Consider the following 26,586-nt stretch of genomic DNA (forward strand, 5'->3'; position numbering starts at 1 on the left):
TACGATGGCCGCATGGCTCACTCGAATCGGGACCGCACCAGTCGGCGCGCGATCTATCTGAAACTGCGTCAGATGGTCCTGACCCTCGAACTCGCCCCGGGCGCCGCCCTGTCGGAGAACGAACTCGCGGCCTCGCTCGGCGTCAGCCGGACCCCGGTGCGGGAGAGCCTGATCCTGCTGTCGCAGGAGGGTCTGGTGCAGGTCTTCCCGAAGATCGGCTCGTTCGTCTCCCGGGTGGACCCGGCACAGGTCGCCGACGCGCAGTTCCTGCGGGAGGCCGTCGAACTCGCCTCGCTGGACGACCTGCCCGCCGCACTCGACCCCGAGGTCGACGGCGAACTCCGCGAGAACCTCGCCCGCCAGCAGCGCGCGGACCTCGGCCTGGAGGAGTTCTTCGACCTCGACGAGGCGTTCCACCAGGGCCTGATGCGGCTGAGCGGCCACGGCAACGTGTGGACCAACGTCGCCGCCGCCAAGGGCCACCTCGACCGGGCCCGCCGCCTCGGCCTGCACGAGAACGTCTCCCCGGCCGTCTTCGCCCGCCAGCACCGCGAGATCTACGACGCGGTCGTCGCCGGTGACATCCCGCTCGCCCGCGCCGCCATGCGCACCCATCTCCGGGCCGTCTTCAGCGACATCGAGCGCATCCGGGCGCACTCGCCGGAGCTGTTCGCCAGCGGTCCTTCGACGGTGCCGGTGCGACGCAACGTGGTGGTCTGGGAGTAGCGCCGGTCCGGCTCTTCAGGTCAGGTCGCCCTCCGGCCCTTCAGGACGGGTCGCCCTCCAGAGCGGAAGGGTTCAGCGACGCCAGCAGCTTGAGCAGCAGCGCGTGCGTCTGCTCCTGCTCCGCGGGCGTCAGCGCCTGAAGCGCCTCGGCGTGGGCGGCGTCCACCGTCTCCGCGGCCTGTGCCGCGAGCCGCACACCGGCCTCGGTCGCGTGCAGGCGCTGGGTGCGCCGGTCGCCGGGTGTCGTACGCCGCTCCAGCATCCCGCGCTCGACCAGCCCGTTGACCGCCGTGCCCATCGACTGCGGGGTGATCGCCGCCCTGCGTGCGGCGGTCGCGCTGGAGACCCCCGGGTCGAGGACGGCCTGCATCAGGGCCCGGTGCTGGGCGAGCGTGAGCTGGAGCGGGCGCAGGGCGCGCTCCATCCGGGCCGCCATGATCTGGCCGATCTGCCAGGTGACGTACCCGGTGCGGCGGTCGGGATGGTTCACGGGGTGGACCTCTTTTGTAAGGCAGCTGATGGTGATGTACAAATATTATCAGTTGCCTTCCAATCTAGCGCCTTCTGATCTAGGACCCTCCCGATGTCCCAGCAAGCCACCACACCGGTCACCGGCACCACCAGCACCCCCGACAGCCGCACAGGCACGCCCTCGACGTGGCCCACCCACCCCCCGGCCCCGGAAATCCGCGCGCCGTCCTGCTCCCCGTGGCCGTCGTCCTGCTGATCGGCGCCGTGTTCGTCAGCGTCTACCTCGCCGCCTTCCACGCCCCGAGCCCGCACCAACTCCGCGTCGGCACAACGGAGATAGGCACCGCGCAGGCCCACCTGAACCAGGACCTGGAGCGCGTCGCCCCCGGCGGCTTCACCGTCGAGACCTACCCCGACGAGTCCGCCGCCCGGAACGCCGTACAGGACAGGAAGGTCTACGCGGCCTACCTCGGCGACGGAAAACTCCTCTACGGCAGCGCGAACGGCGCCGCCGTCACCGCGACCGTGACCACCGCCTTCGGCACCGTGGCCCACGCCGAGCAGCACGAACTCGCCGTCGAGGACGTGGCTCCGGCCGCGGCGGGGGACACCCGAGGCCTCTCCGTGTTCTACGCCGCCTTCGGCCTGGTCCTCGCGGGCTACCTCTTCGGTATGACGACGTATCAACTCGCCCCCCGCCTTCAGTACCGCTGGCGGATGACCAGCCTGGCCCTGTTCGGCGTCGTCGGCGGCCTCCTGATCGCGACCATCGCCGGAAGCACGGGCTTCGGCGCGCTGCCCGGGTCCTTCCTGCCGCTCGTCGTCGTGATCTCCCTGATGGGCGCGGCCGTAGCGGCCACGACCATGGTCCTGCTGCGGCTCTTCGGCTCGGCGGGCGTGACCCTCGCCTCGATCCTCATGCTGATCCTCGGCAACAGCACCAGCGGCGGCATCATGCCGTCGGCGTATCTGCCGGGCTGGCTGCGCCCGCTCTCCGGGATCCTCCCGGTGGGCGTCGGCGTCCGCGCGATGCAGGGCCTGTCCCGCTTCCAGAACGACGGCCTGACCCGCGCCCTGGTGATCCTCCCGGTGTGGGTGCTCGGCGCGGTCCTCGTGCTCTACCTCAAGGACGTGTACCGGCGCGGTACTCCGGCGCCGGGCGCGGGGGAGAGGCACGTTCCGGAGCCCGAGCCGGCGGTGGGCTGACCTCGCCGCGCGAGATCCGCCGACGAACGCGGCATCCTGGACACGTAGAGGATCTCCAGAAGGCCATGGACCTCACCGTGGGAAAGGATCTTTCGATGGACCAGCAGGACGCGCGGGACTCGCAGGACGAGCGGTTCGACGTCGTCGTACTCGGTGCGGGACCCGGCGGCTACGTCGCCGCAGTCCGCGCCGCCCAACTCGGCAAGCGGGTGGCCGTGGTCGAGGAGAAGTACTGGGGCGGTGTCTGTCTGAACGTGGGCTGCATCCCGACCAAGGCCCTGTTGCGCAATGCCGAGTTGGCGCACATCTTCACCCGCGAGGCGAAGACCTTCGGCATCAAGGTCGAGGGGGAGGTCTCCTTCGACTACGGCGAGGCGTTCCGCCGCAGCCGCCGGGTCGCGGACGGCCGGGTCAAGGGCGTCCACTACCTGATGAAGAAGAACAAGATCACGGAGATCGACGGCCGCGGCACCTTCCTCGACGCGAACACGCTCCAAGTGGCGGGCTACGACGGCGAGTCGCGCACCATCGGCTTCGACAACTGCGTCATCGCGACCGGCGCCACCCCCAGGCTGCTGCCCGGCACCAAGCGCACCGCGCGCGTCGTGACGTACGAGGAGCAGATCCTCGCCGACGACCTCCCGCGGTCGATCGTCATCGCGGGCGCGGGCGCCATCGGCATCGAGTTCGCGTACGTGCTCCACAACTACGGCGTGAAGGTCACGATCGTCGAGTTCCTGGACCGGATGGCACCCCTCGAAGACATCGAGGTCTCCACCGAACTCGCCAAGCAGTACCGCAAGTTGGGCATCGACGTCCTCACCTCCACCCGCGTCGAGTCCATCGACGAGTCGGGCCCGCAGGTCCGCGTCACGGTCACCGGCAAGGACGGCGCCCAGCAAGTCCTGGAAGCCGACAAGGTGTTGCAGGCCATCGGCTTCGCCCCGAACGTCACCGGCTACGGCCTGGAGAACACGGGCGTACGGCTGACCGAGCGCGGCGCGATCGACGTCGACGGGCACTGCCGTACGTCCGTCCCACACCTGTACGCCATCGGCGACGTCACCGCGAAGCTGATGCTCGCGCACGCCGCCGAGTCGATGGGGATCATCGCCGCCGAGACCCTCGCGGACGCGGAGACGATGGAGCTGGACTACGCGATGATCCCGCGCGCCACCTACTGCCAGCCGCAGATCGCCAGCTTCGGCTACACCGAGGCGCAGGCACGGGAGTTGGGGCACGACGTCAAGGTCGCGAAGTTCCCGTTCACGGCGAACGGCAAGTCGCACGGCCTCGGCGACACCACCGGTTTCGTGAAGCTGATCAGCGACGCGAAGTACGGCGAGTTGCTCGGCGGCCACCTCATCGGCCCCGACGTCACCGAACTCCTCCCCGAACTCACCCTGGCCCAGCAGTGGGACCTCACCGTCCACGAGGTCGCCCGCAACGTGCACGCCCACCCGACGCTCGGTGAGGCGGTCAAGGAAGCGGTGCACGGCCTCGCGGGACACATGATCAACATGTGAGCCGGACGGCCCCCGGCCGACTTTGCCAGCTCTTTACAACCCGCCCTCCCGCTGCCTCGTCTCTCCGCTCGATCACTGACCCGCCCCACCGCCGAACCGTCGTCCGACGGACCCGGTGGGGCGGCCGACGAGAGAGAGCGATCCATGCGCCGAACTGTCCTCAGCGCCCTGGCACTCACGTGCGGCGCGGTCCTGGCGTCCACCGCGCCCGCGTTCGCGGCCGGGGCCTCCGCGTCCCCGTCCACGGCGCCGAGCGCCACCCAGGCGCCGACCCCGGCCCCCACCGCCGAACCCACCCGCAGCGCGAGCAGCGCACCCTCCGCCGTACCGTCCGCCGAGCCCACCCGGGCCCCGAGTCAGGTCGCCGAGGTTCCCAGCGGCGCCCCGGACACCGGCGTCACGACGGAGTCGAAGTCGTCCGGCGACCTGACGACCGCGCTGGTCGGCGGGGGAGCCGCCGCGCTGGTCGTCGGCGGCGGCGCCTTCGTCGTCGTACGGCGCCGGAGGACGACCGGCGTATGACCTCGCTCTCCAGGCGCGCCTTCGTCACCGCGGCGACGGCGACGCTGCTCACCGGCTGCGGCGGCGGGCACGCGACCGCTCCGGCCGCGAACTCCGCCGCCCCGCAAGGGAGTTCGACACCCTCGCGGCAACCCGGCGCCAAGAAGGCACACGCCCTCACCCGCTCCGTCCCGGTCACCCTGCGCGTCCCGGCGATCGGGGTCGACACCCCGGTCATGCAGCTGGGGCTGGCGGCGGACGGCACCGTCCAGGTGCCGCCGATCGCCGCGCACGACCGGGCGGGCTGGTACCGGCACTCGCCGACACCCGGCCAGACCGGGCCGTCGGTGATCCTCGGGCATGTGACCGTCGGCGCCTACGGGGACGGCGTCTTCCGCCATCTCGCGAAGCTGCGCGCGGGCGACCGGATCGAGGCGGGCCTGGAGAACGGCACGACGGCCACGTTCACCGTCACCACCGTACGGACGGTCGCCAAGGCCGAGTTCCCGTCGGACGAGGTGTACGGGAACGTGGACCGTCCCGAACTGCGTCTCATCACCTGCGGCGGGACCCGCACCGGTACGGGATACCTCGACAACGTGATCGTCTTCGCCACGCTGACCGGCTGAACTCCCGTACCCCGTAGCCACTTTGCACGTCACGACCATGGAGAGCGTTGAAACGGTCCCGCGAGAGGGCAGCGTCCGAACTGTTCGCCGCCGTCTACCCGCGCCTCGCCGGCTGGTGCCGCCGTCTCGTCGACGACGACGAGACGGCGCACGAGATCGCCTCCGAGGCGTTCACCCGGCTCTGGGCCCGGTGGACGAAGGTGGCGGAACCCCGCGGCTTCCTCTACGTCACCGCGGCCAATCTCGTCCGGGACCACTGGCGCAAACTGGAGCGCGAGCGGCGGGCCGTGCGCCGGGTCACCACCGAGGAGGCGATCCGCCCGCCGACCGAACAGACCGACCCCTCCGTACGGCTGCTCGTGCAGTCGCTGCCCGAACGACTGCGCGTCCCGATCCTCCTGCACTACTACGCTGACATGCCGATCCGGGAGGTGTCCGTGCTGACCGGACGCAAGGAAGGAACCATCAAGGCCGACCTCCACGCGGCCCGCGAACTGCTCCGCGCCCATCTGAGGAGAAGCCTTGACCACACACTTTGACGAGGGAGACGAGGGCCCGGACATCGACCCCGACGACCCCCTCACGGTCATCCTGCGCCCCTCCTCCGCCGAGTACCTGGGCCCGCCCCCCGGCCGCTACGAGACGATCCGCCGCGGCGCGAACCGCCGCCGCCTGCTCCGCGCGACGGTCGGCGCCGGCGCGACCTGCGCGGTGATCGTCCTCGCGGCCCTCCCGTTCCGCCTGGCCCACCACGACTCTCCTACGACCCCCACGGTCCCGCTCGCCCCGCCTCCCGCGAGCAGTGCTCCTACGACCCCGCCGTCCCCGGCTCCGGCCGCGACGCAGGTTCCCTCCCCGAGGGCGAGCGCGAGCCAGAGTTCCCCCACCGCCTCCCGCAACCCGAGCCGCACGCCGGTCCCCACCATGGAGCCGTCCAGGGCCCCGACGGCATCGGCATCGGCACCTTCGTCGGTACCCACGTCGGTACCTTCGGCGACGACCGGGCAGTAACTACTGCGCCCACAGGGGCATTTGCAGCCAATCCTGTCGCGCATCTTGCCGACAATATTGCCGAGACGTTACACAAGTGGGTCATGGGAAGGACGACCACACTCCGCAGTAGAGTCCGCACCACTCTGGCAACCGTGAGCGTGCTCGGCCTCGGGCTGCTGTCCCCGATCGCCGTCCACGCACTGAAGTCCCCTCCCGCACAAGGGAGTTCGGCACACTCATCCCTGGTGGTGTCCACCGCCACCGGCAAGGTCAGGGGCCAGGCCCAGACCGGATACGACGCATGGCTCGGCATCCCGTACGCCGCCACCCCCACCGCCGCCCACCGCTGGACCGCCCCTCGGCCCGCCTCCGCCTGGAGCGGCATCCGCGACGCGACCCGCTTCAGTGACCGCTGCGCCCAGGCCTCCGGCTGGGACCCCGGCTACGAGAAGACGATCACCACCGAGGACTGCCTCGACCTCAACGTCTATGCCCCGCAAGGGAGTCGGGCCGACGCCCCGGTCGTCGTGTGGATCCACGGCGGCGGTTTCTCCGGCGGCGCCGGCCAGGACACCAACCCGCGCAAGTTCGTCCAGCAGACGGGCGCGATCGTCGTCACCGTCAACTACCGCCTGGGCCCGCTCGGTTACCTCAACCTGCCCCAGCTCCGCGCCGAGAACGCCAACGGCGCCGGAAACTACGGCCTGTTGGACCAGCAGGCGGCACTGCGCTGGGTGCGGTCCAACATCGGGCGCTTCGGCGGCGACGCCGGGAACGTCACCATCGCGGGCCAGTCCGCGGGCGGCAGTTCGGTCTGCGACCAGCTCGCCTCGCCCACCGCCAAGGGCCTGTTCGCGCGGGCGGTCATCATGAGCGGCGGCTGCGCCCTCCAGTCGGCGGCGGCCGGTGAGACGCAGAGCCAGGCCTTCGTCAAGGAGATCGGCTGCTCCACCGCCTCCGACGTCCTCGCCTGCCTGCGCGCCAAACCGGCCGCCGCGATCGTCGCCGCCCAACTGAAGGCCCCGGTCCGCCCGTCCCTAGGCGGCACGGCCTTCCCGCTCGATCCGGGAACGGCCGTACAGACCGGCAACTTCACCAAGGTCCCGGTCATGCTCGGCCAGACCAACAGCGAACGCGGCCTGTTCACCTTCCAGACCTACGACTACCTCGGCACGCCGATGACCGCCGACCAGTACATCCAGGCCGTGAAGTCGACGTACGGCACCAACGCCGACAAGGTCATCGCCGAGTACCCGCTCTCCGCCTATCCCACCCCGGGCCAGGCCTGGACCGCCGTCCAGAACGGCTCGACCTCCTACGACCGCCAACAGCTGATGGCACGGCTGTCGAGGTGGGTGCCGACGTACGCCTACGAGTTCGCCGAGAGCGACACCCCGCACTTCACCTCGATCTACCGCCTCCAGCAACAGAGCGCCACGGCACGGGACTTCCCCTTCGGTGGTGCCATCCACGTCGACGACCTCGGCTACCTCTGGGACTACCTCGGCCAGACCCTGCCGTACGACGACGACCAACTGGAGCTGTCCCACCAGATGATCACCTTCTGGGACCACTTCACCACAACGGGCGACCCGAACGGCTCCGGCACCCCGACCTGGCCGAAGTACAGCGCCAAGACAGGGGAGTTGATGTCCCTGAAGGCCTGCGACACGGCACCGTCGAGCAACAAGCCCCCGGCGGCCTGCTCCAAGGTCACAGGGGACTTCGCGCAGGAGCACGACCTGGACTTCTGGCGGAGCCTCGGGTCGTAGCGACGACACCCGCCGTCACGGCCGCCCCGTGCCCGACGACTCGTCGAGCACGCGGCGGACGGCGACGGCGGCCACCGTGATGCCGGCCGTCCGTCACCGCCTCGACCTCACCCGGCCCGTGCCCCGTCAACTCCTCAAAGAATGCGTCGACTTGGCGGTACAGGCGTCGACCGGACGCAACCGTCAGCGCGGGCACTTCGTCATCGTCGCCGACCCGGAGCGGCGGGCCGCCCTCGCGGAGGTGTGGCGGGCCGGGGTGAGCACGCCGGGTGTCTCCGATCCCGAGCTTCATGCCCGCTGCCCGCGAGAAGCCTCTAGGGGATTGTTTTGAACGTGTTCAATTCTCGGCGTACGCTGCTGCCATGAGCGACAGAGCCGCCCTCCTGAAGGGCATCCGCGCCTGGCTGGTCCTGTTCGTCGTCTGCCTGGTGCTCAGCGGCGCCACCGCCTTCCCGCTGGTCCACGAACTCCGCTGGACCGAGGACGTGTTGAGGTCCCTGTCCGTACCGCACTACCTGCCCACCCTGATGGACTGGATCGTGCAGGTACGGCAGGGACTCGACACCGCCGACACCGACTACCCCTTCCTCCTCTACGGCACCGACTGGCTGGCCTTCGCCCACCTCGTCATCGCGGTCGCCTTCTATGGCCCCTACCGCGACCCGGTCCGCAACATCTGGGTCGTCGAGTTCGCGATGATCGCCTGCGCCGGGATCGTCCCGCTCGCGCTGATCTGCGGGCCGATCCGCGGAATTCCCTTCTGGTGGACGGTGATCGACATGTCCTTCGGGGTCATCGGGATCGTGCCGCTGTACGTCGTACGGAGGAAGATCAAGCGACTGGAGGCCGTGACGCTCGCGGCAACTCCCGCCCTCGCGACGGCTACTTGAGCGCAGCCAGCGCGATCCGCTCCGCCACCGCGTTCATCGACTCGCCCTTCGCGTCCGTGGAGTTGACCGAGTAGACGAGGGTGCGGGACAGGTCGCGGGTGGCGAGGACGACGGCGCTGTAGCCGTACCGGGAGCCCGACTTGAGCCAGTACACCTTGCCGCCGTACTCGAAGCGCTGGAGCCCCGCGCTGTAGCTGGCGCCCTCGATGCCCGCCGGGACCGTGAACATCTCCCGCAGCTGCGGGTCCGGCACGATCCGGCCCCGGAACAGCGAGGTGATCAGCCGCTCCAGGTCGGCGGTCGTCGAGATCATGTCGCCGGCCGCCGAGCGGTCCGCCTGGTTCCAGTCGGTGACGTCCACGAACTCCGGTGTGCCGTCGGCCTGTTGGACCAGCTGGTAGCCGTGGTTGTGCGGGCCCCGGATGCGCGGGTCGGTGCCGGGGAAGTACGTGTCCCGCATGCCCGCCGGGTGAAGGACGAGCCGGGTGGCCTCCGAGGCGTACGAGTGGCCCGTCACCCTTTCGATCAGCAGGCCGAGGATCGTGTAGTTGATGTTCAGGTAGTCCTGCTGCTCACCCGGCCGGAACTCCGGCCCCTTCGCCACCGCCGACGCCACCACCTGCCTCGTCGTGAGGGTGTCGAAGCGGTGCGCGTACTGGTCCTCGAAGGCGTTCCCGAAGCCGTCGCCGGCCTGGATGCCGCTGGTGTGGTTCAGCAACTGCCGTACGGAGACGGGCTCGAAGGCCTTGGTGAGGAGCCCCGGGAGGTAGTGCTGGATGGGGGCGTCCAGGTCGACCTGCCCCCGTGCCGCGAGCCGCAGCACGGTCGCCGCCGTCACGATCTTCGTCGTCGAACCCGCCCGGAAGCGCGCGTCGGGGTCGGCGGCCGCGCCGCTCTCCAGGTCGTGCACGCCCGAACTGCCGCGCCAGGTCCCGTCGGTGCCGCCCACCCGTACGAGAGCCGCCGTCGCGTCGGAGTTCGGGAGCCCGGTGAGCGCGGCGCGCAGTGCTTCGGCGTCCGGCGCGGTCGTCCGCCGTGCGGTGGCCGACGGGGGCGCGGCGAACGCGGGAGCGGCCAACGGGCCTGCCGCGAGGGCGAGTACGAGGGAGGCGGTGAGGACGGTGGTGCGACGGCGGGGGCGCATCGGCTGCTCCTGGGGTCTCCGGCGGGTGTCGGTGTTCAGCCTCGTCCTGCGGGGTCGTAGGCGGATCGTCGGCGAGGAGGGCGCCGACCCTGGTGCGGCCCGGAGTAACTGCCGTACAGGACAATGGGGTTGTGGGGGATGCCCCCTACGGGATGCAACTCGGCGTGGCGAACCGGGAGTTGGAGACAGAGCTGAAACCGGGATGGAAACCGGCGTCGAATCCGACGTTGAACTCGGCGCCGGAAAAACTGTTATCGCGGAAGCCTTCACTCCGTCTCCCTCTGCGTCCCCAGTCTCCTCACGCACCGGAGCCACCCACATGGCCACCAGCGCACGCAAGCCCACCAACAAGCACCGCCTCACCCGCCGGGGCCTCTTCACCCTCGGCGGCGGAGTCGCGGCGGCGGGAGTGGTCGGCGGCGGGATCGCCGCGTTCTCCGGGGGAGGGGCGGACGCCGCGCAGACCGGTACAGCCACCGCAGTCGGCACCGCCACCGCCCGCCCGCAGGCCCTCGTGCACCCGGGCATGCTGCACAACGCCGGCGACCTGCACCGCGCCAAGGTCCGCGTCGCCGCCCGCAAGGACCCCTGGCTGAAGGGCTGGACGCGGCTCACCGACAACCGCCATTCCGCGAGCACGTGGGTACCCCGCCCGCAGGCCGTCGTCGTACGCGGAGGCACCGGCCAGAACTACGTCACGATGTACAACGACATCCACGCCGCCTACCAGAACGCCCTGCGCTGGAAGATCGGCGGCACGAAGGCCAACGGCGACACCGCCGTCGCCATCCTCAACGCCTGGTCGGCCACGCTCACTTCGGTCAACGGCAACGCCGACCGCTTCCTGGCCGCCGGCATCTACGGCTACCAGTTCGCGAACGCCGCCGAACTCGTCCGCGACCACCCGCGGTTTGAGTTCGCCCGCTTCAAGAAGATGATGCGCACGGTGTTCACGCCGATGAACACCGACTTCCTCACCCGCCACAACACCGCCAACATCACTAATTACTGGGCGAACTGGGACCTCTGCAACGTCGCGTCCCTCATGGCGACCGGCATCCTCTGCGACGACCGCGTCACCTTCCAGCGCGCGGTCACCTACATGAAGTCCGGCGCGGGCAACGGCTCGTTCAGGCACGCCATCCCCTTCGTCTACGCCGGCCAGAACCTCGCCCAGTGGCAGGAGAGCGGCCGCGACCAGGGCCACACGATGATGGGCATGGGCCTCATGGGCGCGATCTGCGAGATGGCCTGGAACCAGGACGTGGACCTCTACGGCTACCTCGACAACCGCTTCATGAAGGCCGCCGAGTACGTCGCCAAGTACAACCTCGGCGCGGCCGTGCCCTTCACGACCTACGGCTGGCGCAGCGGTCAGGGCAACGGCAAGTACATGGAACAGCCTGTGATCTCCGACATAGCCCGGGGCGCCGTTCGCCCGGTTTGGGAGATTCTGTACAACCACTACGCCCGCCGACGGCGCCTTTCCACCCCGTTCATCACCCTCATGGCTGAGAAGGTGCGTGCGGAGGGCGGTGGCGGCGACTACGGCCCGAACAGCGGCGGTTTCGACCAACTGGGCTTCGGGACGCTGCTGTACAGCAAGTGACATCGGGTGAGGCCGGGAGGGCGGGGAGCGACATGGACGGGCGGCAGTGGCGCTCCACCATCGCGGCGGCGCAGGCCGGTGACCGGCGGGCACTGGACGAACTGGTCGCGGGCTGGCTGCCGTTGGTCTACAACGTGGTCGGCCGCGCCCTCAACGGCCATGCCGACGTGGACGACGTGGTCCAGGAGACGATGCTCCGCGCCGTCGACCACCTCGGCTCGCTCCGCGACCCCGACAGCTTCCGCTCCTGGCTGGTGGCGATCGCCATGCGCCAGATACGGGACCGGGCACGCCGCCGGAAGTCCCCCGACCAACTGCCGGACGGGCTACCGGGAGACGCCGCCGACTTCGCCGAACTCACCGTCCTGCGGCTCCAGTTGGAGGGCCAGCGGCGCGAGGTCGCGGAGGCGGTGCGTTGGCTCGACGACGAGGACCGCCAACTCCTCTCCCTGTGGTGGCTGGAGGTCGGGGGCGAACTCACCCGCCGCGAACTGGCGTCGGCGCTCGGCATCAGCCGCCAGCACGCGGCGGTCCGCGTCCAGCGCATGAAGGAACGCCTGGAGACCGCCCGGGGTGTCGTCCGCGCCCTCGACGGCGCCTGCCCCGACCTCCGCGACCTCACCGCCCGCTGGGACGGCCGCCGCGACTCGGTCTGGCGCAAACGCCTGGCCCGGCACCTGCGCGGCTGCGCCTACTGCGGCGACCCCCGCGAGTCCGTCGTACCGGCGGAACGCCTCCTCGTCGGCATCGCCCTCGTCCCGCTCCCACTCGGCTTCACGCTGTCGCTGGCCTTCGGGGCGAAGACGGCGGCGGCTGCGGCGGGGGTCGCCGGGGCTGCCTTTGGGGTTGGGGCGAGTGGGGTGGGCGGGGTTGCGGGTGCCGGTGGGGTGACTGGTGCGGCGGGGTTCGCGGGCTCGGTGGGTGCGTCTGGTGTTGCCGGTTCCGCCGGGGCGGCCGGGGTTGCGGGTGCTGCGGGTGCCGTCGGTTCCGCGGGCGCGGTCGGCTCGGCGGGAGCCGTAGGAGCGGCGGGTTCCGTGGGCTCGGCGGGAGCGGCCGGGACCGTCGGCGCGGCGGGAGCTTCAGGCATCGGAGGGGCGGCAGGGGCCGCTGGTGCGTCCGGCGTCGGAGGTTCGGCAGGGGCTGCGGGCGCGTCCGGCGTCGCGGGTTCGGCGGGAGCTTCCGGAGCGGCAGGCTCCGCCGGAGTCGCCGGTTCGGCCGGTGCTCCCGCCGGCTGGTCCGCCAAGCTGCTCGGGGTGCTGACCAAGCCGGCCGTCGCCGTGGCGGCGGGCGCGACGATAGCCGCGGGCGGCGTCTACGTCGTCACCCAGTCCCCGAACGACCCACCCCCGAAGGCCCTCACCCCCACCGCCGCGGCCACCGCACCCGGCCCCGGAACCGGCACCCCGACGACCGTGCCCCCGTCACGATCCGCGTCCGCGTCCGTGTCCCCGTCTGCCTCCCCCTCCCCGTCGAAGACGGCCACCGGCCCCTACGGCTCGGTCGTCGACGCCGTGGACCGGGCGCCGGACCCCAGTACCCCGCCCGCGGCGCTCCCGCACCGCCCCGCCTCCGGCGTCACCAGCACCGGCGGCGCGCACGCCACGATGAACCATCGCGGGGACAACGTGACGCTCAGCGGCCAGGGTTACGTCCTCGTCCGCTGGCAGATCTCGCCGCAGTACCGCAACGGCGCGCTGGTCATGCCGAGTTGGACCGCCCTGAAGGGCAAGCTGTTCCACGTGGCCTCGGGCGGCGGCCGCCGTATGGACGACCCGGTCAGCCCCACCGACACCACCGCCACCGGCATGGGCAGCTCCACCACCGGCTACGACGTCCTGCCCACCGGCACCCAACAGATGTGGCAGAACGAGTACTTCTACGTCGACGGCAGAGTCACCCTCACCGTCAACGAACGCGGCGCCGACTACGGCCTCAACGTCTTCCCCACCACCTGGGACGCCGTGGAGCAGGACATCACCACCGGCCCCACCCAGGGCGCGACCCGCTACGGCCTGACCCGCGACACCGGAAAGGACGACGCCCCGGTACCCCAGTACGTCACCCGCAGTACTCCGGCCGACCCGGCGACCGTGGCTCAGGAGTCCCGGGTGTAGTCGTCCTGCGCGGCCATGACCTCGTCCCCGTGCGCGAACGCCCACGCCCCGAACGCGTCGATCGGGTCGAGCAACGTCCGCCCCAGCGCGGTGAGTTCGTACTCCACACGGGGCGGCGAACCACCGTACGACCGCCGCGCCACGAGCCCGTTGAACTCCAGCCGCCGCAGCGTCTCCGTCAACACCTTCTGGCTGATCCCGCCGATCAGCCCGCGCAGCTCACCCGGCCGACGAGGCCCGTGCCGTAGCGCCCAAATCACCACGCAGTTCCAGGTGTTGCCCAACAGATCGAAGGCGAGCCGGGCCCGACAGTCGGCGAGAAACATCGAGTTCGTCTGGTCCGTCACGTCTGAGGTCACGCACCACATGGTGCCCGAGCGGCTTCCTACCGTCATGGCATGAAGATGCGCATTGGAATTCTGGGCACCGGCGGAATGGCGGACGCCCTGGGTACGCAATGGATCCGAGCCGGACACGAAGTGCTGTTCGGCGGGCGGGACTTGGGGAGGGCGGAGGCGCTGGCCCGGCGGCGGGGAGGCCTGTCCGGCAGCCTCCGCGAGGCCGCCGACTTCGGCACCGGCGCCGTACTGGTTGCGTTGCCGTGGGACGCCGCGACGGAGGTGACCCGACAAGTCACCGTGCCCGGAAGGGTGTTGATCGACTGCACGAACCCCGTCGGCGCGGGCTTCCGACTGCTCACCGCAGGCGGTCCCTCAGCCGCAGCGCGACTCGCCGCCGCCGCAGGCCCGGAGGCCCGTGTCGTCAAGGCGTTCAACCTCTGCCACGAGGACGTCTGGCGCCTGACACCCCCGGTGTTCGACGGCCGCCCCCTCGGAGTTCCGTTGAGCGGGGACGACGCCGAAGCGCTCGCGGTCGTAGGGCAGTTGGTGCGGGATGTGGGCTGTGAGCCGTTCGCGGCGGGGGAGTTGGAACAGGGCGCGGGTCTGCTGGAGGCGACCGCCGCACTGCTGATCCGCCTGTGGGCGGGGGAGGGAGTGGACGCCCAATCGATCGCCCCGCCAAAGGAGTTGGCGGGGCGGCGGGAGGTGTCGGAGGTGTCCCTCAGCCCTTCTTCCTGAGCCCGCAGAGTACGTCGACGCGGTTGGTGGTGATCGAGTCGACGCCCATGTCGAGGAGGCGGCGCATCGAGCGGCGGGTGTCCGGGGTCCAGACGGAGAGGAGGTAGCCGTCGCGGTGGACGCGGGCCGTGAGGTCCCGATCGACCAGTGTGAAGCGGTAGTTGAGCCAGCGCGGCCGTACCGCTTCGAGGACCGCGGGGCGCGGGGGAGCGAGCGAGGTCCAGGTCAGGGCGATCTCGGCGGACGGGTCGGCCGCGCGGACGGCGAGCATGGCGTCGGCGCCCGCGCAGTAGTACACCCGGTCCTCCGCCCCGTACTCGCGGATCTCGTCCACGATCCGGCGCGCGGCGCGCGGGTCGGCGGGCCCCGGCAGGTCGACCATCACGCGGCTGCCCTCGGTCGCGGCGAGCGCCTCGACCAGCGTCGGCACCCGGCCCTCCGTGAGCCCGCGCACCTCGTCCACCGACAGCGACTTCAGCGGCCGTTCCAGCTCCCACAGCCGTTTCAGCGTCTCGTCGTGCAGCAGCACGGGGACGCCGTCACGGGTCAGCCGTACGTCGAACTCGACGGCGTCCGCGCCCTGGTCGAGCGCGGAACGCAGCGAGTCGATGGTGTTCTCGCGGACACGGTAGGGGTCGCCGCGATGGCCCACGGCGGTCACGTTCTGCATGGGCCCATTCTGCTGGTTGTCAGGGCGCGCCGGTTGTCAGGGGGCGAGCCACGTCGAGGTGTAGGTGTCGATCTCGTCGTTGATACGGGTCTTGCCGGCCGCGTCCAGGAAGGAGGCCTGTACGGCGTTCTTCGCGAGGTCGGCGACACCGCGTTCGTCCAGGTCGAGGAGGCGGGCGGCGACCGCGTACTCGTTGTTGAGGTCGGTGCCGAACATCGGCGGGTCGTCGGAGTTGATCGTGACGAGGACCCCGGCGCTGACGAACTCCTTGATCGGGTGCTCGTCGAGCGTGCGGACCGCGCGGGTGGCGATGTTGGAGGTCGGGCAGACCTCCAGCGCGATCCCGTGCTCGGCGAGGTGCGCGAGCAGCTTGGGGTCCTGGGCGGAGGTGGTGCCGTGGCCGACGCGCTCGGCGCGCAGGTCGTTCAGGGCGTCCCAGACCGTCTCGGGGCCGGTGGTCTCACCGGCGTGCGGCACGGAGTGCAGGCCGGCGGCGATGGCCCGGTCGAAGTACGGCTTGAACTGCGGCCGCGGCACCCCGATCTCGGGCCCGCCGAGCCCGAACGACACGAGCCCCTCCGGCCGTACCCGGTCCTCGGTGGCGAGCCGCACGGTCTCCTCGGCGGCTTCGAGCCCGGCCTCACCGGGGATGTCGAAGCACCACCGCAGCACGGTCCCGAACTCCGCCTCGGCCGCCTTGCGGGCGTCCTCGATCGCGTCCATGAAGGCCCGCTCGTCGATCCCGCGCCGGGTCGAGGAGAACGGCGTGATGGTCAACTCGGCGTACCGCACCTGCTGTCGGGCCATGTCGCGGGCGACCTCGTAGGTCAGCAGCCGTACGTCCTCGGGCGTGCGGATCAGATCCACGACGGACAGATACACGTCGATGAAGTGCGCGAAGTCCGTGAAGCTGAAGTAGTCGACCAGGGCCTCGGGGTCGGTGGGCACCCTGGAGTCGGAGTGCCGGGCGGCCAGCTCCGAGACGATCCGCGGGGAGGCGGAGCCGACGTGATGGACATGCAGTTCGGCCTTCGGCAGCCCGGCGATAAAGGCGTGCAGGTCACGGGCCTGACCGGCGGCGGGTGCGGCGCGGTGGTCGGACAAGGTTCCTCCCCGGAACGGCGTCCCGGGCGGTGCCGTGCGGGACGCGGGTGATCGGCTGATCGATGACTCGGGATCATCGTAGGCCGGGGTGGGGAGGGGTGGGTGGTTTGGGCTGGTTGCCGGGTGCGGGTGCGGGTGTGTGAGGGGTGACGGGGTGGGGGCGGGGTGGTTTGGGCTGGTTGCCGGGTGCGGGTGGGTGGGGGCTGGTCGCGCAGTTCCCCGCGCCCCTGAGGGGGTCGGGGTGGGCCGGGTCAGAGGGTGCGGGCGCGCAGAGCTGGTCGGTGGGGTCGGGGTCGTGGCGGTACGGCCAGCCCGCCGCCTGCGGGGCCCCTCGGTCCGCTACCACGGCTGGGCGGGGTTGGTGCCGGGTACGCGGCGGGCTGCGCCGTACCGCCACGACCCGCTCCCGTCTCGTCGGCGGCTGCGGGGGCGTGGGCCATCCCGGCTTGTGCCGGGCGGGGATACGCGATCACGGTCGAGCGGGGTCGGTGCCGGGTACGCGGCGGGCTGCGCCGTACCGCCACGACCCGCTCCCGTCTCGTCGGCGGCTGCGGGTGCGTGGGCCATCCCGGCCTGTTCCGGGCGGGGATACGCGATCACAGGCACGGGAACACCCACCGGGTGGGGGCGGAGTTTTACAAGGGGTTGGGGTCCGGGGATGCCGACGGCGTCCGGGGCAGCCCGTGTGGCGGAACTGGCCCGGGGACGCTCTAGCATGGTCTGTCTGACGATCGACCGACGGGGACGGGGACACGACGTGGGGGACGAGACACAACCGGACGCAGGTGCGGGAGCGGACGCGGGGGCGAACCGTGACCCGTGGGCACCGCCGGAGAGCAAGCCGTCGCTGGAGAAGGGTGTGCCGCCGCAGCCCGCCCCTGGGCAGTGGGCCGCTCCGCAGGACCAGCAGCAGCCTCCGCCGCAGTCACCGTCCGTGCACAACCAGGCCACGGTGACCGCCATGCCGGCCGAGGGCTTCGCCCCGCCAGTTTCCGCCGCCCCGCGCCCGGCGCGGCCCCCGGCACCCCCGGCTACGGCCCACCCGGCACACCCCCAGGCCTGCCCGCCTACGGCGCCCCCGGCTACGCCCAGCCCAACACCCCCGGCGGCTACGCCCAGCCCGGCCCACCGAACGGCCCCGGCCCCGGAATGCCCGGCGGCCCGGGAATGCCAGGCGCCCCCGGCATGTCCAACGGCTACGGCTACCCCGGTTACCCGCAGGGCTACGGCTGGCCCGGTATGCCGATGGCCCCGCAGAACAACATGGGCACCGCGGCGATGGTGCTGGGCATCCTGTCCTGCTGCCTGTTCTGCGTCTACGGCATCGTCTCCCTGGTCCTCGGCGTCACCGCGATCATCCTCGGCGTCAAGGGCAAGAAGCGCGCCGACCGGGGCGAGGCCACGAACCGCGGTCAGGCCCAGGCGGGTTTCATCACGGGCATCATCGGAACAGCCTTGGGTGTTCTCACGGTCGCCGCGCTGATCGTCACCATCGTGTTCGCCATCAACCACGGCGACAGCACCGACACCACGGACTCCGACCCCTTCTACAACTCCGCCCCCAGCCTGACCGCCCCGGCCCTGCCCCAGACCTGACCCCCCCGCGCCCAGGCAGAAACCCCACCTCACACCCACGGCAGCCGACCCGCACTGGCTCCCCGTGGGTGTCCCCATGCCCATGCCCCTGCCCGTGATCGCGTATCCCCGTCGGGCACCAGCCGGGATGGCCCACGCACCCGCAGCCGCCGACGAGACGGGAGCGGGTCGTGGCGGTATGGCAAAGCCCGCCGCGTACCCGGCACCAACCCCGCCCAGCCGTGGTAGTGGACCGAGGGGCCCCGCAGGCGGCGGGCTGGCCGTACCGCCACGACCCCGACCCCACCGACGACCCCCGCGCTCCCGCGCCCCCGCGTTCCCGTGCCTTCTGTCCCGGCCCGCCCCGATCCCCTCAGGGGCGCGGGGAACTGCGCGACCAGCCCCCACCCACCCGCACCCGGCAGCGATCCCAAGCCCCCCGGCCCCCGCCCCGTCACCCCTCACGCACCCGCACCCGGCAACCAGCCCAACCCCCCCACCCCCTGCCCTCCCCTTACCCCTCCCGCTCCCGCAACCGCCCCCGCGCCACCATCAACGCAAACCCCAACAAATTAGCCCCCCGCCACCGCTCAGGATCCCCCGCCGCCACATCATCCGCAGCCAGCCCAATCCCCCACACCCGGTCAACAGGACTCGCCTCCACCAACACCCGCTCACCCGTCCCCAGCAAGAACCCCCGCAGCCCCTCATCCGCCGAGAACTTCCGCACGCTCCCCTCGACGACGATCCCGAACCGCTCCCGAGCCCAGACCCCCTCGTCGAACCCCCGCACCAACCGCCCCGCCTTCTTCGCCTCGGCCGGATGCCCCGCACCCAGCACCCGCGCAAGCGCGTCCCCGTCGCCGAACAGCCGCGCTTTCCCCGCCATCATCCAGTGCTCGGCAGTCGCATACGACACCCCGTCCACGGTGAACGGCGACGGCCACCACTGACTCAGACAGCTCGCGCTCACACCCCCGTCCGGGCGCGGCCGGTGCCCCCAGAAGTGCAGGTACTTGACTCTCACCCCTGCCCGCACTTCCCTGATCAGCGCTTCCCGCGAATCGATCTTTTCCACGGCCCCCGCCGCGAGCTTCCCCGTGATCTCGTCCATACACGCGAGTCTTGCAGGCACCACTGACACTCCGTCCCCCCTTTTCCATGAGGACTCGACACCTGGTCGACAGATTCCGTCGCGTAACCAAAAGGCAACAACGGAATCACTTGTTGGAGTCCCTTTGCTCTGTCAGGATCGGCATTCAAATCGAGCTGGAGCTACGCCACCCGCCAGCGGACGAAGCGGGGCGAAGGCGGAGGAGAGCGACATGCACAACCCGGGCAGCGTCACCCCGGACCGATTCCCCGCACAGGAGTACTTCGCGGACGGCGCGCAGTTCATCGCGGGCCGCCTCACCAAGGGCACCTCGGGCCACACCCACGCCGTCGTCGACCCGGCCACCGGCGAGGACGTCTACACCTACGAGCTGGCCGGGACGGCAGACGTGGACGCGGCCGTCGCCGCGGCCCGCGCCGCGTTCCCGGCCTGGTCCGGCGCCACCCCCGGCGAACGCTCCGACGCCCTGCACCGCTTCGCCGCCGTACTGGCCGAGCGCGCGGACGACTTCGCCCGCGCCGAGTCCCTCCAGTGCGGCAAGCCCCTCAAGCTGACCCGCGAGTTCGACGTCCCGGGGACCATCGACAACACGGCTTTCTTCGCCGGTGCCGCACGGCATCTGCAGGGGCAGTCCGCCGGTGAGTACTCCGGCGACCACACCTCGTACGTACGCCGTGAACCCATCGGCGTCGTCGGCTCCATCGCGCCCTGGAACTATCCCCTCCAGATGGCCGCCTGGAAGATCCTCCCGGCGATCGCCGCGGGCAACACGATCGTCCTGAAGCCCGCCGAGCTGACCCCGCTCACCTCGCTGATGTTCGCCCAGGCCGCCACCGAGGCCGGCATCCCGGACGGTGTCATCAACATCATCACGGGGACGGGGAAGGTCGCCGGTGAGCACCTCGTCGGGCATCCCGACGTGGCCATGACCTCCTTCACCGGGTCCACCGCCGTCGGCAAGCGCGTCGCCGAGATCGCCACCGCCACCGTCAAGCGCCTCCACCTGGAACTCGGCGGCAAGGCACCCTTCGTGGTCTTCGACGACGCCGATCTCGAAGCCGCCGTCAACGGAGCCGTCGCCGGTTCGCTCATCAACACCGGGCAGGACTGCACGGCCGCCACGCGCGCGTACGTGCAGCGGCCCCTCTACGACGCGTTCGTCCAGAAGACGGCCGCCCTCATGGCGGGCGTCCGGGTCGGCGACCCCTTCGCCCCGGGCACCGACCTCGGGCCGCTGATCTCGCACGTCCAGCGCGACCGTGTCGCCGGGTTCGTCGACCGGGCGCGTGGCTACGCGCGCGTGGTCACCGGCGGCGAGGCTCCTCAGGGAGATCTCAAGAACGGCGCGTACTATCGCCCCACCCTGGTCGCGGACGCCGCCCAGGACAGCGAGATCGTGCAGTCGGAGCTCTTCGGCCCGGTGCTCGTCGTGCTCCCCTTCGACACCGACGACGAAGGCATCGCGCTCGCCAACGACACCCCGTACGGCCTCGCCGCCTCCGCGTGGACCCAGGGCGTCTACCGGGCCAATCGCGCGACCCGCGAGATCAAGGCCGGCTGCGTGTGGATCAACGACCACATCCCGATCATCAGCGAGATGCCCCACGGCGGATACAAGGCGTCCGGCTTCGGCAAGGACATGTCCGCCTACTCGTTCGAGGAGTACACCCAGATCAAGCACGTCATGTTCGACAACACGGCGGTGGCCCGCAAGGACTGGCACCGCACGATCTTCGGGGACCGATAGCAGAACTGACGGCCGCCGAAGCCGCGGCCGTCTCCTCCCGAAAGGGCAGCACGCGCATGAAGCAGTACGAGCCCGACCGCCTGACCCCGGCCGAAGTGGCCGCCGTGCGGCGCAGCTTCCGCAAGAGCCGGTCCGCGCTGACCCGCCGTTCGGTGCTGCGCGCCTCCGCGGGCGGCGCGCTCGCGGTCGGCGGACTCGGCGCCCTGAGCGGCTGCGGGATCCCCGCGGCAGGCAAGACGCAGGGCGGCGTGTCCGCCGACGACCACTCGGCCACGGAGAAGGAGATCGACTTCTCGAACTGGCCCGAGTACATCGACACGGACGAGAGCGGCAACCACCGTCCGACCCTGGACGCGTTCACCAAGCGGACCGGCATCAAGGTCAAGTACACCGAGGACATCAACGACAACGACGAGTTCTTCGGCAAGATCCAGCCGCAGCTCGCCGCCGGCCAGTCCACCGGCCGTGACCTCATCGTCCTCACCGACTGGCTGGCCGCCCGCATGATCCGGCTGGGGTATGTGCAGAAGCTGGACGCGTCCAATCTGCCGCACGCCTACGCCAACCTCTCGGACCAGTTCCGCAGCCCCGACTGGGACCCGGGCCGGGCGTACTCGTACGTATGGCAGGGCATCTCGACCGTCATCGCCTACAACAAGAAGGCGCTCGACGGCATCGAGGTGAAGTCGATCTCCGACCTGCTCGACAACCCCAAGCTCAAGGGCCGCGTCGGCTTCCTCACCGAGATGCGCGACAGCGTCGGCATGACCATGCTCGACATGGGCAAGGACCCGGCGAAGTTCACCACCGACGACTACGACGCGGTCATCGCCCGCCTCCAGAGGGCCGTCGACAAGGGCCAGATCCGCCGCTTCACCGGCAACGACTACACGTCCGACCTCACCAAGGGCGACTTCGCCGCGTGCGTCGCCTGGGGCGGCGACATCGTCCAACTCCAGGCGGACAACCCGGACGTCGGCTACGTCATCCCCGCCGCCGGCTACATGACGTCGACCGACAACATGCTGATCCCCAACAAGGCGCGCCACAAGACGAACGCCGAGCGGCTCATCGACTACTACTACGAGCCCGAGCCGGCCGCCGAACTCGCCGCCTACGTCAACTACGTCAGCCCGGTCGCGGACGTGAAGCCCTACCTCGCCAAGATCGACAAGTCGGCGGCGAGCAACCCGCTGATCCTCCCCGACAAGGCCATGGCCGCCAAGTCGCACGCCTTCCGCTCCCTGAGCTCGAAGGAAGAGACGTCATACCAGCAGAAGTTCGCAAAGCTCACAGGGGCGTGACGACGATGAACACCAAGGACAACAGCGGCGATGTCCGCCTCTCCGGTATCAGCAAGACCTACGACAACGGCTTCACCGCCGTGCAGCCGCTCGACCTGACCGTCCCCCAGGGCTCCTTCTTCGCCCTGCTCGGCGCCTCGGGCTGCGGCAAGACCACCACCCTGCGCATGATCGCGGGCCTGGAGGAACCTTCCTCCGGCACCGTCCACCTCGGCGACCAGGAAGTCACCGACCTCCCGCCCTACAAGCGGCCGGTGAACACCGTCTTCCAGTCGTACGCCCTCTTCCCGCACCTCGACATCTTCGAGAACGTCGCCTTCGGTCTGCGCCGGCGCGGCATCAAGTCGGTGAAGCAGCAGGTCGTCGACATGCTCGACCTGGTCCAACTCGGCGAGCAGGCACGGAAGAAGCCGCACCAGCTGTCGGGTGGCCAGCAGCAGCGCGTCGCCGTCGCCCGCGCCCTGATCAACCACCCCAAGGTGCTCCTCCTCGACGAGCCTCTCGGCGCCCTCGACCTCAAGCTGCGCCGCCAGATGCAGCTGGAGCTCAAGCGCATCCAGACCGAGGTCGGCATCACGTTCATCCACGTCACGCACGACCAGGAGGAGGCCATGACCATGGCCGACACGGTCGCCGTGATGAACGCGGGCCGCGTCGAGCAGCTCGGCTCGCCCAGCGACCTCTACGAGAACCCGAACACCACCTTCGTCGCCAACTTCCTCGGCACCTCCAACCTCATCGAGGCCGAGGTCGACTCCAAGAGCGGCGACGAGATCATCCTCAAGGCGGGCGGCGGCAAGCTCGTCCTCCCCGAGGCGCGATGTTCGGCGCCCACGACGACCGGCGGCAAGGTCCTGGTCGGCGTACGCCCGGAGAAGATCACGCTCACGCACGCGGACGACGCGGGCGAGATCCCGGCCGGCCGCAACCGCATCACCGGCAAGATCGCCGACTCCAGCTTCATCGGCGTCTCCACCCAGTACGTCATCGACAGCCCGGTCTGCCCCGAGTTCGAGGTCTACGCCCAGAACATCGACCGCGACACCCGGCTGCGGCCCGGCGCCGAGGTCGTCCTGCACTGGAACCCGGCCCACACCTTCGGCCTCGACGCCGCCCAGGACATCGACGCGGGCGTCGACATCGAGGAGGAGGCCGCCTGATGGCCGCTGTCACCGAGGCGCCGCCCCTGGCGCCCGCGCCGGAGGAGAAGCCGCCGCGCAAGAAGCGGGGCCGCTGGACGCCGTACTGGCTGCTGCTGCCCGGCATTCTCTGGCTGATCGTCTTCTTCGCGCTGCCGATGATCTACCAGGGCTCCACGTCCATCCAGACGGGCTCCCTGGAGGACGGCTACAAGGTCACCTGGCACTTCGCCACCTACTGGGACGCGCTGTCCGAGTACTGGCCGCAGTTCCTGCGCTCGGTCTTCTACGCCGCCGCCGCGACCATCCTCTGTCTGCTGCTCGGGTACCCGCTGGCGTACCTCATCGCCTTCCGCGCGGGACGCTGGCGGAACCTGATCATGATCCTGGTGATCGCGCCGTTCTTCACCAGCTTCCTGATCCGCACGCTCGCGTGGAAGACGATCCTCGCGGACAGCGGCCCGGTCGTGAGCATCCTCAACACGCTGCACGTCCTGGACGTCACCAACTGGCTCGGCTGGACGTCGGGGGACCGCGTCCTGGCCACGCCACTCGCGGTCGTCTGCGGACTGACGTACAACTTCCTGCCGTTCATGGTGCTGCCGCTCTACACCTCGCTGGAGCGCATCGACGGACGGCTGCACGAGGCGGCCGGCGACCTGTACGCCACGCCGTTCACCACCTTCCGCAAGGTCACCTTCCCGCTGTCGATGCCCGGCGTCGTCTCCGGCACCCTGCTGACCTTCATCCCGGCGGCCGGTGACTACGTCAACGCCGAACTCCTCGGCTCCACCGACACCCGCATGATCGGAAACGTCATCCAGACGCAGTTCCTGCGCATTCTGGACTACCCGACAGCGGCCGCTCTTTCCTTCATCCTCATGGCCGCCATCCTCGCCATGGTGACCATCTACATTCGCAAGTCCGGGACGGAGGATCTGGTTTAAATGGCCGTCGTACGCTGGTTCAAGCGTCATTTCGTCGTCATCGCGGGCCTGTTGACCCTCGGATATCTCCTCCTTCCGAACGTCATCGTCACGGTGTTCTCCTTCAACAAACCGAAGGGGCGCTTCAATTACGAGTGGCAGCAGTTCTCGCTGGACGCCTGGGAGAAGCCGTGCGGTGTCGCCGACATGTGCGGCTCGCTCTCCATCAGCCTCCAGATCGCCGTCTGGGCCACCATCGGCGCCACCCTGCTCGGCACGATGATCGCCTTCGCGCTCGTCCGCTACCGCTTCCGCGCACGCGGCGCGATCAACTCGCTGATCTTCCTGCCGATGGCGATGCCCGAGGTCGTCATGGCCGCCTCGCTGCTCACCCTGTTCCTCAACATGGGCGCCCAACTGGGCTTCTACACCATCCTGATCGCCCACATCATGTTCTGCCTCAGCTTCGTCGTCACCGCCGTCAAGGCCCGCGTGATGTCGATGGACCCCCGCCTGGAACAGGCCGCCCAGGACCTCTACGCCGGTCCGGTGCAGACGTTCCTGCGCGTCACCCTGCCGATCGCGGCCCCCGGAATCGCGGCGGGCGCGCTGCTCTCCTTCGCGCTCTCCTTCGACGATTTCATCATCACCAATTTCAACGCGGGTTCGACCGTCACCTTCCCCATGTTCGTCTGGGGTTCGGCACAGCGCGGCACACCCGTACAGATCAATGTCATCGGTACGACGATGTTCCTCGTCGCCGTACTGTTGGTGCTCGTCTCCATGGCGATCACCAACCGCCGCAACAAGGTAAAGGCGTAACCGTACTATCCCTGTAGGGAGTTGAAATCATGGCCCCAAGCGCCATGAGCCGCAGCAACAATTGGACCAAGTCTCTTTCCGAAGCACGGCCGGTGCCGTTCTGGCTGGACGACCCCGGCAAGCCCCACCCCGAACCCGCGCTCACCGGCGGCGAGACCTGCGATCTGCTGGTCGTCGGCGGCGGTTACAGCGGACTGTGGACCGCGCTCATCGCGAAAGAGCGCGACCCGCAGCGGGACGTGGTGCTGGTGGAGGGCCGCGAGGTGGGCTGGGCCGCCTCGGGCCGCAACGGCGGTTTCTGCGCCGCCTCGCTCACCCACGGACTCTCCAACGGCCTCACCCGCTGGCCCGACGAGATCCACCGGCTGGAGGAGCTGGGCGCCCGCAACCTCGACGAGATCGAGAGCGCGGTCGCCCGCTACTCCCTGGACTGCGAGTTCGAGCGCACCGGCGAGATCGACGTCGCCACCGAACCGCACCAGGCCGAGGAACTCCACGACTGGTACGGCGAGTTGGAGAGCAAGGGCCTCGCCGACGGCACCGAGTTCCTGGACGCCGAGGCGCTCCGCGAACAGGTCGCCTCCCCGACCTTCCTGGCCGGCCTGTACGACCGCCGGGGCGTCGCGATGCTCAACCCGGCCAAGCTGGCCTGGGGGTTGAAGCGCGCCTGCCTCGGGCTCGGCGTCCGCGTCTACGAACACACCCCCGCCCTCGCCCTCAAGCCGTTCGGCGCCGGCATGGCCGTACGCACTCCGTACGGCTCGGTCCGCGCCCGCCGGGTAGCGCTCGGCACCAACATCTTCCCGAACCTGGTCAAGCGGGTCCGCTCGTACACCGTCCCGGTCTACGACTACGCGCTGATGACCGAGCCGCTCTCCGCCGACCAGTTGGCGTCGATCGGCTGGAAGAACCGCCAGGGGCTCGGCGACTCGGCGAACCAGTTCCACTACTTCCGGCTCTCCGCCGACAACCGCATCCTGTGGGGCGGTTACGACGCGATCTATCCCTACGGCGGCCGGGTGCGCGCCGAGTACGACGACCGGCCGGAGACGTACGCCAAGCTCGCCGAGCACTTCTTCACCTGCTTCCCGCAGTTGGAGGGGCTGGGCTTCAGCCACGCGTGGGGCGGCGCGATCGACACCTGCTCGCGCTTCTCGGCGTTCTTCGGCACCGCCCACCAGGGCAAGGTCGCGTACGCGGCGGGCTTCACCGGGCTCGGCGTGGGCGCGACCCGCTTCGGCGCGGACGTGATGCTGGACCTGCTCGCGGGGGAGCGGACCGAGCGCACGGAACTGGAGATGGTCCGCAAGAAGCCGCTGCCCTTCCCGCCCGAACCCTTCGCCTGGACCGGCATCGCGCTCACCAAGTGGTCGCTGGCCCGCGCGGACGACCACGGCGGCCGGCGCAACCTGTGGCTGAAGACGATGGACAAGCTGGGCCTCGGCTTCGACAGCTGAGCCCCGCCCCTTCTGCGGGTGTGATCCGGTTCACTCCTTCGTGGTGCCGGAACCCGCGTAATGCCTGG

26 protein-coding genes are annotated in these 26,586 nt (G+C 70.2%); 20 read left to right on the forward strand and 6 right to left on the reverse strand.

The window, feature by feature from the left end:
- Positions 1-12 precede the first annotated feature (12 nt).
- Entirely contained in the window at positions 13-726 is a 714-nt protein-coding gene (locus tag R2B38_RS30695; RefSeq protein ID WP_318019112.1) for a GntR family transcriptional regulator, read from the forward strand.
- A gap of 40 nt (positions 727-766) precedes the next feature.
- Here the strand turns inward: R2B38_RS30695 and R2B38_RS30700 are convergent, their stop codons facing one another.
- Positions 767-1,216 carry a MarR family winged helix-turn-helix transcriptional regulator gene (locus R2B38_RS30700; protein WP_318019113.1) on the reverse strand — a complete coding sequence of 150 codons (450 nt, stop codon included), beginning with the start codon at positions 1,214-1,216 and terminating at the stop codon, positions 767-769.
- A 167-nt stretch (positions 1,217-1,383) separates the two neighbouring features.
- Between R2B38_RS30700 and R2B38_RS30705 the strand changes: the two genes are divergently transcribed.
- The 9 genes from R2B38_RS30705 to R2B38_RS30745 all read left to right on the forward strand — a co-directional run bounded on the left by R2B38_RS30705 (position 1,384) and on the right by R2B38_RS30745 (position 8,714).
- A complete protein-coding gene (locus R2B38_RS30705) occupies positions 1,384-2,403 on the forward strand; it encodes an ABC transporter permease (protein WP_318019114.1) in 1,020 nt (339 codons plus the stop codon).
- 95 nt (positions 2,404-2,498) lie between these two features.
- Positions 2,499-3,929, forward strand: a complete 1,431-nt coding sequence (lpdA, locus tag R2B38_RS30710; protein WP_318019115.1) for a dihydrolipoyl dehydrogenase — start codon at positions 2,499-2,501, stop codon at positions 3,927-3,929.
- Positions 3,930-4,073: 144 nt separating this feature from the next.
- Complete coding sequence (locus tag R2B38_RS30715) at positions 4,074-4,451, forward strand: sortase-dependent protein (RefSeq protein ID WP_318019116.1); 378 nt, start codon at positions 4,074-4,076, stop codon at positions 4,449-4,451.
- A complete protein-coding gene (locus tag R2B38_RS30720) occupies positions 4,448-5,059 on the forward strand; it encodes a class F sortase (protein ID WP_318019117.1) in 612 nt (203 codons plus the stop codon). The genes R2B38_RS30715 and R2B38_RS30720 overlap by 4 nt, the downstream gene beginning before the upstream one ends.
- 47 nt (positions 5,060-5,106) lie before the next feature.
- The gene (locus R2B38_RS30725; protein WP_033282606.1) at positions 5,107-5,598 is read left to right on the forward strand and encodes an RNA polymerase sigma factor; all 492 of its coding nucleotides are present in this window, start codon (positions 5,107-5,109) and stop codon (positions 5,596-5,598) included.
- Entirely contained in the window at positions 5,582-6,070 is a 489-nt protein-coding gene (locus R2B38_RS30730; protein ID WP_318019118.1) for a hypothetical protein, read from the forward strand. The genes R2B38_RS30725 and R2B38_RS30730 overlap by 17 nt, the downstream gene beginning before the upstream one ends.
- 134 nt (positions 6,071-6,204) lie before the next feature.
- Positions 6,205-7,824, forward strand: a complete 1,620-nt coding sequence (locus R2B38_RS30735; protein ID WP_318019119.1) for a carboxylesterase/lipase family protein — start codon at positions 6,205-6,207, stop codon at positions 7,822-7,824.
- Between the two features lie 28 nt (positions 7,825-7,852).
- Complete coding sequence (locus tag R2B38_RS30740) at positions 7,853-8,155, forward strand: nitroreductase family protein (RefSeq protein ID WP_318019120.1); 303 nt, start codon at positions 7,853-7,855, stop codon at positions 8,153-8,155.
- A gap of 31 nt (positions 8,156-8,186) precedes the next feature.
- A complete protein-coding gene (locus R2B38_RS30745; RefSeq protein ID WP_318019121.1) occupies positions 8,187-8,714 on the forward strand; it encodes a hypothetical protein in 528 nt (175 codons plus the stop codon).
- Here the strand turns inward: R2B38_RS30745 and R2B38_RS30750 are convergent.
- Positions 8,707-9,858, reverse strand: coding sequence for a serine hydrolase domain-containing protein (locus R2B38_RS30750; RefSeq protein ID WP_318019122.1), 1,152 nt, complete (start codon positions 9,856-9,858; stop codon positions 8,707-8,709). The two genes, R2B38_RS30745 and R2B38_RS30750, sit on opposite strands and share 8 nt — an antisense overlap.
- A 319-nt stretch (positions 9,859-10,177) precedes the next feature.
- Here R2B38_RS30750 and R2B38_RS30755 point away from each other — a divergent pair, with 319 nt between their 5' ends.
- Both R2B38_RS30755 and R2B38_RS30760 read left to right on the forward strand, forming a co-directional pair.
- A complete protein-coding gene (locus tag R2B38_RS30755; RefSeq protein ID WP_318019123.1) occupies positions 10,178-11,467 on the forward strand; it encodes an alginate lyase family protein in 1,290 nt (429 codons plus the stop codon).
- A gap of 32 nt (positions 11,468-11,499) precedes the next feature.
- Complete coding sequence (locus R2B38_RS30760; protein WP_318019124.1) at positions 11,500-13,581, forward strand: sigma-70 family RNA polymerase sigma factor; 2,082 nt, start codon at positions 11,500-11,502, stop codon at positions 13,579-13,581.
- Here R2B38_RS30760 and R2B38_RS30765 read toward each other — a convergent pair.
- Positions 13,563-13,949, reverse strand: coding sequence for a helix-turn-helix domain-containing protein (locus R2B38_RS30765; protein WP_318021838.1), 387 nt, complete (start codon positions 13,947-13,949; stop codon positions 13,563-13,565). The genes R2B38_RS30760 and R2B38_RS30765 overlap by 19 nt on opposite strands.
- A gap of 36 nt (positions 13,950-13,985) precedes the next feature.
- Here R2B38_RS30765 and R2B38_RS30770 point away from each other — a divergent pair, with 36 nt between their 5' ends.
- A complete protein-coding gene (locus R2B38_RS30770; protein WP_318021839.1) occupies positions 13,986-14,660 on the forward strand; it encodes an NADPH-dependent F420 reductase in 675 nt (224 codons plus the stop codon).
- On the opposite strand, the gene R2B38_RS30775 is transcribed toward R2B38_RS30770, so the two are convergent.
- Positions 14,644-15,330 (reverse strand): glycerophosphodiester phosphodiesterase, encoded by a 687-nt coding sequence (locus R2B38_RS30775; RefSeq protein WP_318019125.1) that lies wholly within the window; start codon positions 15,328-15,330, stop codon positions 14,644-14,646. The two genes, R2B38_RS30770 and R2B38_RS30775, sit on opposite strands and share 17 nt — an antisense overlap.
- Before the next feature lie 36 nt (positions 15,331-15,366).
- Complete coding sequence (locus R2B38_RS30780; RefSeq protein WP_318019126.1) at positions 15,367-16,434, reverse strand: adenosine deaminase; 1,068 nt, start codon at positions 16,432-16,434, stop codon at positions 15,367-15,369.
- Between the two features lie 1,185 nt (positions 16,435-17,619).
- Here R2B38_RS30780 and R2B38_RS30785 point away from each other — a divergent pair.
- Positions 17,620-18,030, forward strand: coding sequence for a DUF4190 domain-containing protein (locus R2B38_RS30785; protein ID WP_318019127.1), 411 nt, complete (start codon positions 17,620-17,622; stop codon positions 18,028-18,030).
- Positions 18,031-18,523: 493 nt separating this feature from the next.
- Here R2B38_RS30785 and R2B38_RS30790 read toward each other — a convergent pair whose 3' ends face one another.
- Positions 18,524-19,123 carry an NADAR family protein gene (locus R2B38_RS30790; RefSeq protein ID WP_318019128.1) on the reverse strand — a complete coding sequence of 200 codons (600 nt, stop codon included), beginning with the start codon at positions 19,121-19,123 and terminating at the stop codon, positions 18,524-18,526.
- Positions 19,124-19,334: 211 nt separating this feature from the next.
- Here R2B38_RS30790 and R2B38_RS30795 point away from each other — a divergent pair, with 211 nt between their 5' ends.
- Genes R2B38_RS30795 through R2B38_RS30820 form a run of 6 tightly spaced genes read left to right on the forward strand, consistent with a single transcriptional unit; the run spans position 19,335 to position 26,518 of the window.
- Positions 19,335-20,870 (forward strand): gamma-aminobutyraldehyde dehydrogenase, encoded by a 1,536-nt coding sequence (locus R2B38_RS30795; protein ID WP_318019129.1) that lies wholly within the window; start codon positions 19,335-19,337, stop codon positions 20,868-20,870.
- Positions 20,871-20,926: 56 nt separating this feature from the next.
- Positions 20,927-22,174 (forward strand): spermidine/putrescine ABC transporter substrate-binding protein, encoded by a 1,248-nt coding sequence (locus R2B38_RS30800; RefSeq protein WP_318019130.1) that lies wholly within the window; start codon positions 20,927-20,929, stop codon positions 22,172-22,174.
- Between the two features lie 5 nt (positions 22,175-22,179).
- The gene (locus R2B38_RS30805; protein WP_318019131.1) at positions 22,180-23,334 is read left to right on the forward strand and encodes an ABC transporter ATP-binding protein; all 1,155 of its coding nucleotides are present in this window, start codon (positions 22,180-22,182) and stop codon (positions 23,332-23,334) included.
- Positions 23,334-24,260 (forward strand): ABC transporter permease, encoded by a 927-nt coding sequence (locus tag R2B38_RS30810; protein WP_318019132.1) that lies wholly within the window; start codon positions 23,334-23,336, stop codon positions 24,258-24,260. The genes R2B38_RS30805 and R2B38_RS30810 overlap by 1 nt, the downstream gene beginning before the upstream one ends.
- Complete coding sequence (locus R2B38_RS30815) at positions 24,261-25,061, forward strand: ABC transporter permease (protein ID WP_033284912.1); 801 nt, start codon at positions 24,261-24,263, stop codon at positions 25,059-25,061. It abuts the gene before it with no gap.
- Between the two features lie 29 nt (positions 25,062-25,090).
- A complete protein-coding gene (locus R2B38_RS30820; RefSeq protein WP_318019133.1) occupies positions 25,091-26,518 on the forward strand; it encodes an FAD-dependent oxidoreductase in 1,428 nt (475 codons plus the stop codon).
- The last annotated feature ends 68 nt before the right edge of the window (positions 26,519-26,586 follow it).

This window comes from Streptomyces sp. N50, assembly GCF_033335955.1.
Classification (GTDB): domain Bacteria; phylum Actinomycetota; class Actinomycetes; order Streptomycetales; family Streptomycetaceae; genus Streptomyces.

What these genes read in the sequence shown, in the direction of transcription:
- R2B38_RS30755 (WP_318019123.1), top strand. Translation starts at nt 10,178, where the DNA reads ATGGCCACCAGCGCACGCAAGCCCACCAACAAGCACCGCCTCACCCGC.
- R2B38_RS30815 (WP_033284912.1), top strand. Translation starts at nt 24,261, where the DNA reads ATGGCCGTCGTACGCTGGTTCAAGCGTCATTTCGTCGTCATCGCGGGC.
- R2B38_RS30790 (WP_318019128.1), bottom strand. Translation starts at nt 19,123, where the DNA reads ATGGACGAGATCACGGGGAAGCTCGCGGCGGGGGCCGTGGAAAAGATC.
- R2B38_RS30775 (WP_318019125.1), bottom strand. Translation starts at nt 15,330, where the DNA reads ATGCAGAACGTGACCGCCGTGGGCCATCGCGGCGACCCCTACCGTGTC.
- R2B38_RS30760 (WP_318019124.1), top strand. Translation starts at nt 11,500, where the DNA reads ATGGACGGGCGGCAGTGGCGCTCCACCATCGCGGCGGCGCAGGCCGGT.
- R2B38_RS30765 (WP_318021838.1), bottom strand. Translation starts at nt 13,949, where the DNA reads ATGTGGTGCGTGACCTCAGACGTGACGGACCAGACGAACTCGATGTTT.
- R2B38_RS30785 (WP_318019127.1), top strand. Translation starts at nt 17,620, where the DNA reads ATGTCCAACGGCTACGGCTACCCCGGTTACCCGCAGGGCTACGGCTGG.
- R2B38_RS30820 (WP_318019133.1), top strand. Translation starts at nt 25,091, where the DNA reads ATGGCCCCAAGCGCCATGAGCCGCAGCAACAATTGGACCAAGTCTCTT.
- R2B38_RS30695 (WP_318019112.1), top strand. Translation starts at nt 13, where the DNA reads ATGGCTCACTCGAATCGGGACCGCACCAGTCGGCGCGCGATCTATCTG.
- R2B38_RS30720 (WP_318019117.1), top strand. Translation starts at nt 4,448, where the DNA reads ATGACCTCGCTCTCCAGGCGCGCCTTCGTCACCGCGGCGACGGCGACG.
- R2B38_RS30805 (WP_318019131.1), top strand. Translation starts at nt 22,180, where the DNA reads ATGAACACCAAGGACAACAGCGGCGATGTCCGCCTCTCCGGTATCAGC.
- R2B38_RS30745 (WP_318019121.1), top strand. Translation starts at nt 8,187, where the DNA reads ATGAGCGACAGAGCCGCCCTCCTGAAGGGCATCCGCGCCTGGCTGGTC.
- lpdA (WP_318019115.1), top strand. Translation starts at nt 2,499, where the DNA reads ATGGACCAGCAGGACGCGCGGGACTCGCAGGACGAGCGGTTCGACGTC.
- R2B38_RS30810 (WP_318019132.1), top strand. Translation starts at nt 23,334, where the DNA reads ATGGCCGCTGTCACCGAGGCGCCGCCCCTGGCGCCCGCGCCGGAGGAG.
- R2B38_RS30800 (WP_318019130.1), top strand. Translation starts at nt 20,927, where the DNA reads ATGAAGCAGTACGAGCCCGACCGCCTGACCCCGGCCGAAGTGGCCGCC.
- R2B38_RS30770 (WP_318021839.1), top strand. Translation starts at nt 13,986, where the DNA reads ATGCGCATTGGAATTCTGGGCACCGGCGGAATGGCGGACGCCCTGGGT.
- R2B38_RS30750 (WP_318019122.1), bottom strand. Translation starts at nt 9,858, where the DNA reads ATGCGCCCCCGCCGTCGCACCACCGTCCTCACCGCCTCCCTCGTACTC.
- R2B38_RS30795 (WP_318019129.1), top strand. Translation starts at nt 19,335, where the DNA reads ATGCACAACCCGGGCAGCGTCACCCCGGACCGATTCCCCGCACAGGAG.
- R2B38_RS30715 (WP_318019116.1), top strand. Translation starts at nt 4,074, where the DNA reads ATGCGCCGAACTGTCCTCAGCGCCCTGGCACTCACGTGCGGCGCGGTC.